Here is an 8320-nt window from a genome sequence, read left to right as displayed (position 1 = left end):
TGCCATTGAGGATGAACTCAAAAGCTCATATCTCGACTATGCCATGAGCGTTATTGTTTCTCGTGCATTACCTGACGTGAGAGATGGCTTAAAGCCTGTTCATCGTCGTGTGCTTTTCGCTATGCACGAATTGGGCAACGACTACAATAAAGCATACAAAAAGTCAGCCCGTGTAGTCGGTGACGTGATCGGTAAATATCACCCGCATGGTGACTCTGCTGTTTATGAGACCATTGTTCGTATGGCGCAAGACTTTAGCTTGCGTTATCAATTGGTGGATGGTCAGGGTAACTTCGGTTCAGTCGATGGCGATAGCGCAGCAGCAATGCGTTATACCGAAGTGCGTATGCGTAAGCTCACCCATGAACTTTTGGCTGATCTGGAAAAAGATACAGTCGAGTGGGAAGACAACTACGACGGTTCTGAACGTATTCCACAAGTTATGCCGACACGTGTGCCTAACTTGCTGATTAACGGTGTAACCGGTATTGCTGTGGGTATGGCGACCAATATGGCGCCACACAACATGACCGAAGTGGTCAATGCATGTTTGGCCTATGCGGAAAACCCGAATATTTCAATTGAAGGGTTGATGGAACACATTTCTGGTCCAGATTTCCCTACAGGCGGTATCATTTACGGTAAATCGGGCATTGTCGATGCTTACCGTACCGGTAAAGGCCGTTTGCATATTCGTGGTAAATATCATTTTGAAGAAGACCCGAAAAACGGTCGTACCACTATCGTATTTACTGAAATTCCATATCAAGTCAATAAAGCAAAAACGATTGAACGTATTGCTGAATTGGTTAAAGAGAAAAAACTTGAAGGTATTTCGGAACTTCGTGACGAATCCGACAAAGACGGGATGCGTATTGCAATTGATTTGAAGCGTGGCGAAAACGCTGAAGTAATTGTGAATAACCTGTTCCAGAACACACAACTTGAAAATTCTTTCAGCATCAACATGGTCTGCCTCGACAACGGTCAGCCGAAGTTGATGAACTTGAAAGACATCATTGCAGCGTTTATTCGTCACCGCCAAGAAGTGGTGACTCGCCGTACCATGTTCGAACTTCGTAAAGCACGTGAACGTGGTCATATCTTGGAAGGTTTGACGGTTGCTCTGGCAAATATTGATGCCATTATCGAAACCATCAAAACTTCTGCCAATCCGGCTGAAGCGCGTGAGCGTTTACAAGCGGGTGAATGGGCAGGTGGCGGTGTTGTTGCATTGCTTGAAAAAGCAGGTTCAGTATCGGTACGTCCTGACGAAATTGAAGGCGAAGATCCAGCGAAACCATTTGGTCTGGAAGGTAATATTTACCGTCTGTCACCAACACAAGTTAACGCGATTATGGAACTGCGTTTACATCGCTTAACCGGTCTGGAACAAGACAAGCTACATGCTGAATATTCTGAAATTTTGGGTCAAATTGCTGAATTAACTGCAATTCTGAACGATTTCAATTTATTGATGGCAGTGATTAAAGAAGAATTGGCGTTAATCCTGCAACAATATGGCGATGCGCGTAAAACTGCTATTGTTGAATCACGTATTGATTTCTCTCGTGAAGATTTGATTCCTGAAGAACAGGTGGTATTGACCGTTTCTAAAACCGGTTATGCGAAAACCCAGCCACTTTCTGACTATGCTGCACAGCGTCGTGGTGGTCGTGGTAAGTCTGCGACTTCAATGAAAGAAGACGATTACATCCAGCATCTGATTGTGACTTCGAACCACGCAACGGTGCTTTGCTTCACTGATGTAGGTAAAGTCTATCGTCTGAAAGTATTTGAAGTGCCCCAAGCATCACGTGGTGCCAAAGGTCGCCCAATGGTGAACCTGTTGCCGCTGGATGCGAACGAGACCATTACCGCTATTCTTCCGGTGATTGATGCACCGAAGAAATTTAAAGATCGTCTGGTTGATTTTAAGGCATTTGTAAAAGCCAATGCTGCGAAACTTCAAGAAAATGAAATTATCAATTCACATTATGCTGAACTAGAAGTAGCACTTGCTGAACTTGAAGATGGTGCAGATGACTTGTCTGATGCATTACGTGTTCAATTGAAGCAATTGGGTGTTGAGCTTTCAGCAAGCGATCTGGATGATCAAGTCATTGCCGACTTTGCACAGCAAGCGGAAGCAGTACGTAAAAACTTCTATGTGTTTATGGCCACCGAGTACGGTACGATCAAACGTGTAGAACTTGAACAGTTCAGTAATGTTCGTTCGAACGGTTTACGGGCCATTGAACTTAATGGCGATGACACTTTAATTGGCGTTGCGATTACCGATGGCGAACAGCAAATCATGTTGTTCTCGAATGAAGGTAAAGCGATCCGTTTTGCTGAAACTGATGTGCGTTCAATGGGACGTTCAGCCAAAGGTGTACGCGGTATGCGTGTGACCATTGGTGCAGCGCAAGTTGAAGATGCCGAAGATGCTGATATCGAGTCAGATGATGAAGATAGTTCAGATTCAGCTTTAATTAGCCGTATTGTTTCACTGGTGGTTGTACCTGAAACGGGTGAAGTGCTGTGTGCTTCTGAAAATGGTTACGGTAAACGTACTCCGGTAGATGACTTCCCGACCAAGAAACGTGGCGGTAAGGGCGTGATTGCGATCAAGACCTCTGAGCGTAACGGTCAGTTGGTAGGTGCGGTTGCAATTGATGCCTCTAAAGAACTGATGCTGATTTCTGATGGTGGTACGTTAGTTCGTACACGTGCTTCTGAAGTTGCGCAAACTGGTCGTAATGCCCAAGGTGTTCGATTGATCCGTTTAGGTAATGATGAGTTACTTGTAGGTGTGGTTTCGGTTGAAGCTGTAGAAGAAGATGAGTTTATTGAGGCGGTTAAATGTGAAGAAGTTGTTGCCTCTACAGCTTTAATTGATTCTGAAACTTTGGTGGATGATGAAACTATCGCTGATGAAGCTGATACTGAATCGGATCTAAGAGATTCTGACGAAGAATAAGTTTTGATTTAAAAAAGAGCGCTTAGGCGCTCTTTTTTATGACTTTAAAATTAAGAAGCAACATTTCTTTTAAAATTATCATCGTTACTACAGTAATCCAGACAATCTTTGAGGATGCCTACAGCTCTATAAATATGTTCTGGTTTATCTAAATAAACTTGTCCATTAGTTAATACTTCTAGTCCTGCACGTAATAATTCTAATTTACGCTGGTCATCAATATTTATATTAAATTGAATTGTAGGTCGTTTTCGATTTACATCGTATCTAAATAACCAACGATTGTTTTTATTTTGGTATAAAACAGAGTAATAGCTTTCTGTATCTCTAGTTGCTAAATCTGATTCAGGGAAAAGTTCACTCACTATTCGAAACAGTTCTTGCTCATCTTTTGTCGTAATAATTTTGTCGTTGTCAGAATTAACAATATCTTTAAATCCTTTATCAATTGGTTGATCAATAGTTTGTTCGGATTTCGGTTCAATTGTTTGAGCGGTAATAATCGTTGGGGATGATAATCCCTTAACAACTGTATCACTGATAGCTTGTTCAACGGCTTGTTTTACAAATGGTTGTATCGTTTCTAAAAATTTAGTATTTAATTGGCGCTGAATATTTGCTTGCTGTGCAACATAGCGAACAAAATCTAAATCAATTTCATTAATACTTTTCTTAATTACTGCTTTAAATTGTTGGATATATTGATTTTCTTCTGCAAAGAAACGTAATTTTTCTACGTGGAAATTATCATGCTTAAATTCGGCTAACTGTACCAGCTCTTCCGCTTTATGTTTCATAAAATCAACGGTTAGAAATGGTTTCTCATCCATGACATTAGGATTAATTAAATCAGTAAAAAAACGCCATTCTTTACCATTGGTAATTGCTCCAATGGTAACGCCTAGACTGCTATTAAAATAACGGGATAATTGTGGGGCATGATTGGTTAGATTTGCTACATACGGTTTTGCTTCAATAAACATCACAGGTTGACCATTGCAATATAAAGCATAATCAACTCTTTCTGTTGATTTGACTCCTGGAAAATCAGCAGCAAATTCTGCTAATACTTTTGTGGGATCGTAAGGACTAAAGCCAAGAATGTCTAAAAGCGGTAAAATTAATGCTTGTTTAGTTGTTTCCTCAGTAGAGCAGTGTTCCCCAACACGTTTAACATGGTCAATATGGCTTTGAAGCTTATTTATGAAATTTTCCATTTATCTTCCTTTTGTAGTTTATTTTTTGATTAATATTTAATCAGTATTATCTTTTTTGTTTTAGTTTTCAATTGAAAACTAAATATAAGGAAAATTTTTAAAATTTAATTTGGTTGGAATTCTTTTTGTTTGTAATAAAAAAGGAAGCCGAAGCTTCCTTTTTTAATATTATAAATTATGCAGCCTGTTTCATTTCAACTTGATAATCTTTTTGCTTTTCAGCATCAAATTTACCTTCCCATTTACTGATCACAAGAACAGCTAATGAGTTACCAATTACATTCAGCACAGTACGCGCCATATCTAAAATACGGTCAATACCGGCAATAAATGCCAAGCCTTCAAGTGGAATACCCACACTGCCCAAGGTTGCCAACAATACAACGAAAGACACACCCGGAACACCGGCAATACCTTTAGAGGTAATCATTAAGGTTAGAACCAGAATAATTTGCTGAGTAATGGTTAAATCAATACCGTAAAGCTGCGCAATAAAGATCGCTGCAATACTTTGATAAAGTGTCGAACCATCCAGGTTAAATGAATAACCGATTGGAATAACAAAACTGGTAATGGATTTTGGCGCACCATAGGCTTCCATTTTTTCCATCAGGCGCGGTAATACTGTCTCGGAACTTGCAGTTGAATAAGACAGAATCAGCTCATCTTTTAGAATTTTAATAATTTCCCAAATACTGAAACCACAGAATTTAGCGACAAGTCCTAAAATGACAAAGATGAAGAAGAAAATAGCGCCGTAAACCAATAGAGCCAATTTCAATAATGGCAGCAGTGAAGCAAAACCAAAGTTCGCAACGGTAGCCGCAATCAGGCCGAATACACCGAATGGTGCAAAAAGCATGATCATGTGGGTCACTTTGAACATGGTTTCAGAAATCGCATGCAACACATCAATCAGCGGTTTCTTGGTTTCTTTGGCTAAAGACCCTAAACCAACACCAAAGATCACGGAGAAGAAGATGATTGGCAGCATATGCCCATCAGTCAGTGATCCAAAAATATTGGAAGGAATTAAAGATAAAATGGTATTCACCAGACCATGAGAGTGGCTACTCACTTCCTGGGTGGTTTGCTGATATTGAGAGATATCGGTTTGTGTCAAACTCGACATGTCAATACCGGCGCCCGGCTGGAATATATTTGCAGCAACCAGACCGACAATAATCGCAACAGTGGTAATAACTTCAAAATAAACAATGGTTTTGAAACCAAGCTTACCCAAATTTTGACCATGACTTGTATTGGCAATACCTAAAATCAGCATTGAAACGACAAGTGGAATGACGATCATCTTAATCAAATTAATAAAGATTGCGCCCAAAGGACTCAGCAGATTATTAATTAGAGTTTCACGATATTCGGGAGAATAATGTAGAAAAGAGCCTACAAGCACACCTAAAATGAGCGCAATGACGATTTGCCAAGCAAGACTAATCTTAATCCTTTTCATGCTAAGCCCTTAAAATCAAATTTTTAATGAAAAAGCTGCTGTAACACTGTCGATATCACATCGGCATGTTAGTGGAAGCGTGGGAATGAATCATATAAAAAATATTCATGGAATATGAACAGGGGGCTATTTTGCATCGATTAATACATTCAATCTAACTTTTTTCTTCACAATTGATTCAAAAGGTCAAAAAAAGATCATTTTTAGTACAAGAAATAGTCAAATTGTAAAGTTTTATTTAATAATCTTATGACGTCATACGTAAAAGATTATTTTTGAGCAGCTCGGGTCAGCCTGAAATATGACCAAACTAGGCAAATACCCGCAAAAGTCGCCAGATAAATCATTTTCGGAATGACCAGCTGAGTTGGCACGCCCATCTGGTTCAATTGAATAAACATCTGTATGCCTTGGGTGGACGGAAGAGCTTGACCCAACCATTGCATCCATTCTGGCATTGCAGCATGCGGCCATGCCGTACCTGAAAGCAGAAACAGGGGAATAGAGGTAAAGACAATCACATGACCTGCACGTTCTGGCATATCCAGAAAAGATGCAATCAGCATGCTCAAGCCAATCACGCAGCTCAGAAATATAGGTACCGCAATGAGCATGCCCAGGAAATTACCGCCACGTGGATAATCATTTAGCCAAAAGGTAAATCCAAACAGATACAAACAACCTAAAAAGCCTATAGTTAAAATGGCACCAAACAAAGCCCAAAATTCGGTTCGATTGGGTGTCCAGTGCTTCTCACGATAGCCTGCAATCAACATGCACAAACCCAGCAGAATAGTTTGATGGATAATCAGTGGAGCAACGGCCGGAAAAATATAACTGCCATAGCCAGACAAGGTATTGAACAAAGGAATTTGATGAATCGATAGTGCCAGAGAAAATTCTGAAATATTCTGAAATTTTTCAGCCTGTTCGGCCAACGCATGTTCAACTGATGCAGCCAGTCCCAAACCAATCTTTTGGGTTTTTAAAAAATTGGCCGCACTTAAATACAAACCGATGCCGCCCACTTCACCTCGGCGCAGACTGCCGGATAAGTTATCTGGCAGCAGTAAAATCCCATCCGCCTGTTGCAGCCTGATCATTTGCTGTGCTTCGGCAAAATTGCCCATCACTGCACGGATTTCCACATTAGGACTTTTGGTAACTTCGTCAATAATCTTGGAGGTCACTAGGCTTTGTTCTTCATCGACAATAATGATAGGCAATGATTCAGCATGTTCGGCTTTATACGCAGCTGGATAAAAGAAACTATATACAAATACCGAGAGCACCAACGTGGTCAAAATAGAACTATTCGCAGTAATATTTTTAAAGGTTTTAAAATAAAAGTATAGAAAGTTTTTAGGAGTCGTTTTCATGCCTGAACTCCCTTTATATGCTTTTTAAGGAATAGATAGGCGGTGCTCATATACAACAGGCAATAAAATGCTAAAACTGCAATTGGTAACAGTGAAATGGATACAGGACTACCGATGACCCATTGTTCTGTCTGTAACTTGGCATAAGGGGTATAGGGAATAATATTGGACCAGAACTGGGTGAATAAAGGCGCATTATTCAATGGTAAAGTTACGCCGGCAAAACTTAAAGAAGAACCGCCATACACCGCAATAAAACCAAAACTTTTCGCCAGATCACGGGTGGCTAAAACCACGCTGCTGCTAATAAAGGCATACGCACTATAGAGAAGAAATTGCCCCAGTAGAATCATCCACAATTGACCTGCAACAAACCAGCCTCGAATTTCAATCAACCAGAACATCCACAGCCAGGTCCAAAAGCTGAAAATCAGTACATAAGTCATATTTTTGGCAAACAGGGCAAGCAAGATATTTGGCTGTGCGAGCCACTGCGTGGTGGTATTAAATTTCAGTTCTTGTCCAACTGAAAATGCCACACAACAACAGAGCAATAAATGCAAAATCGCTGGAATCATGTACGGTTCTAAATAAAACTCATAACTTAGGCCCGGGTTGTATAGCGGCGAAATCTTGATATTGGGTGTCGGTGCATCCAGATAAGGAATCTGGTTTTGCAAATAACTGTGTCCAGTAAAGTCGGCCAGTGCCTGTAAGGTACTGATTAGCATGGCAGAAGAAATGCTATTGCCGACACTAAAATAACTTTGGTTATAGGCAATACTGATTTCAGCATCCTTGGCTTGAACCAGCCGTTGTTCGGCACCTTCGGGAATGCTGATATAACCCCAGATCTTATTTTGATTGAGTAGCTGTTCAACCTCATCCTGACTGTTGGAAATCGTACTGATTTTCAGGCTGTGGTTCAGACCGGCATGATGAATAATGTTTTGGCTCAGTTCACTCTGGTCCTGGTCAATAATCGCAATCGGCAGATGGCTGGGTTTGCCTTGAGCAAACATACTGGCGAACAGCACAATCATAAATGCAGGTGCCAGTGTGACCATGCACAAGTCCCACTTATGCTTGAGCAAATAGCGAAGTTCACACAGTATGCCATGCAGCATAATTAAGACTCTTTCACTTTAAACAGTACGCTCATGCCCACTTTTAAATCTGCCATTGGCTGGGCAGGGGTGAGCCGAATCTTGAAACTGCGAATATCATAGCCACCGGTTTGGCGTGTGGTTTTAATGGTGGCAAATTCACC

5 protein-coding genes and 1 pseudogene are annotated in these 8320 nt (G+C 40.6%); 1 reads left to right on the top strand and 5 read right to left on the bottom strand.

What is annotated here, in order from left to right:
- Window positions 1–2983, top strand: a 2983-nt coding sequence (gyrA, locus tag B2Y23_RS03665) for a DNA gyrase subunit A (protein ID WP_291369088.1), incomplete at its 5' end; no start/stop codon positions are given.
- A gap of 50 nt (window positions 2984–3033) precedes the next feature.
- Here the strand turns inward: gyrA and B2Y23_RS03660 are convergent.
- The 5 genes and pseudogenes from B2Y23_RS03660 to B2Y23_RS03640 form a co-directional block, all read right to left on the bottom strand.
- Window positions 3034–4200: a type I restriction endonuclease gene (locus B2Y23_RS03660; protein ID WP_291354763.1), complete on the bottom strand. Its 1167-nt coding sequence runs from the start codon at window positions 4198–4200 to the stop codon at window positions 3034–3036.
- Between the two features lie 175 nt (window positions 4201–4375).
- Window positions 4376–5671, bottom strand: a complete 1296-nt coding sequence (gene gltP, locus B2Y23_RS03655; RefSeq protein WP_291354762.1) for a glutamate/aspartate:proton symporter GltP — start codon at window positions 5669–5671, stop codon at window positions 4376–4378.
- A 269-nt stretch (window positions 5672–5940) separates the two neighbouring features.
- Window positions 5941–7050 carry an ABC transporter permease gene (locus tag B2Y23_RS03650; RefSeq protein WP_291369086.1) on the bottom strand — a complete coding sequence of 370 codons (1110 nt, stop codon included), beginning with the start codon at window positions 7048–7050 and terminating at the stop codon, window positions 5941–5943.
- Window positions 7047–8177 (bottom strand): ABC transporter permease, encoded by a 1131-nt coding sequence (locus tag B2Y23_RS03645; protein ID WP_291369084.1) that lies wholly within the window; start codon window positions 8175–8177, stop codon window positions 7047–7049. The genes B2Y23_RS03650 and B2Y23_RS03645 overlap by 4 nt, the downstream gene beginning before the upstream one ends.
- A 2-nt stretch (window positions 8178–8179) precedes the next feature.
- Window positions 8180–8320 (bottom strand): annotated as a pseudogene (locus B2Y23_RS03640) (HlyD family secretion protein); the annotation flags it as partial.

Source organism: Acinetobacter sp. UBA5934, assembly GCF_002430855.1.
Lineage (GTDB): Bacteria > Pseudomonadota > Gammaproteobacteria > Pseudomonadales > Moraxellaceae > Acinetobacter.
Note: the sequence above shows the minus strand (reverse complement) of the source record. Positions and strands in the feature narration are given on the sequence as shown.

Coding starts and splice junctions, on each gene's coding strand:
- B2Y23_RS03660 (WP_291354763.1), bottom strand. CDS start 4,200: ATGGAAAATTTCATAAATAAGCTTCAAAGCCATATTGACCATGTTAAA.
- gltP (WP_291354762.1), bottom strand. CDS start 5,671: ATGAAAAGGATTAAGATTAGTCTTGCTTGGCAAATCGTCATTGCGCTC.
- B2Y23_RS03650 (WP_291369086.1), bottom strand. CDS start 7,050: ATGAAAACGACTCCTAAAAACTTTCTATACTTTTATTTTAAAACCTTT.
- B2Y23_RS03645 (WP_291369084.1), bottom strand. CDS start 8,177: ATGCTGCATGGCATACTGTGTGAACTTCGCTATTTGCTCAAGCATAAG.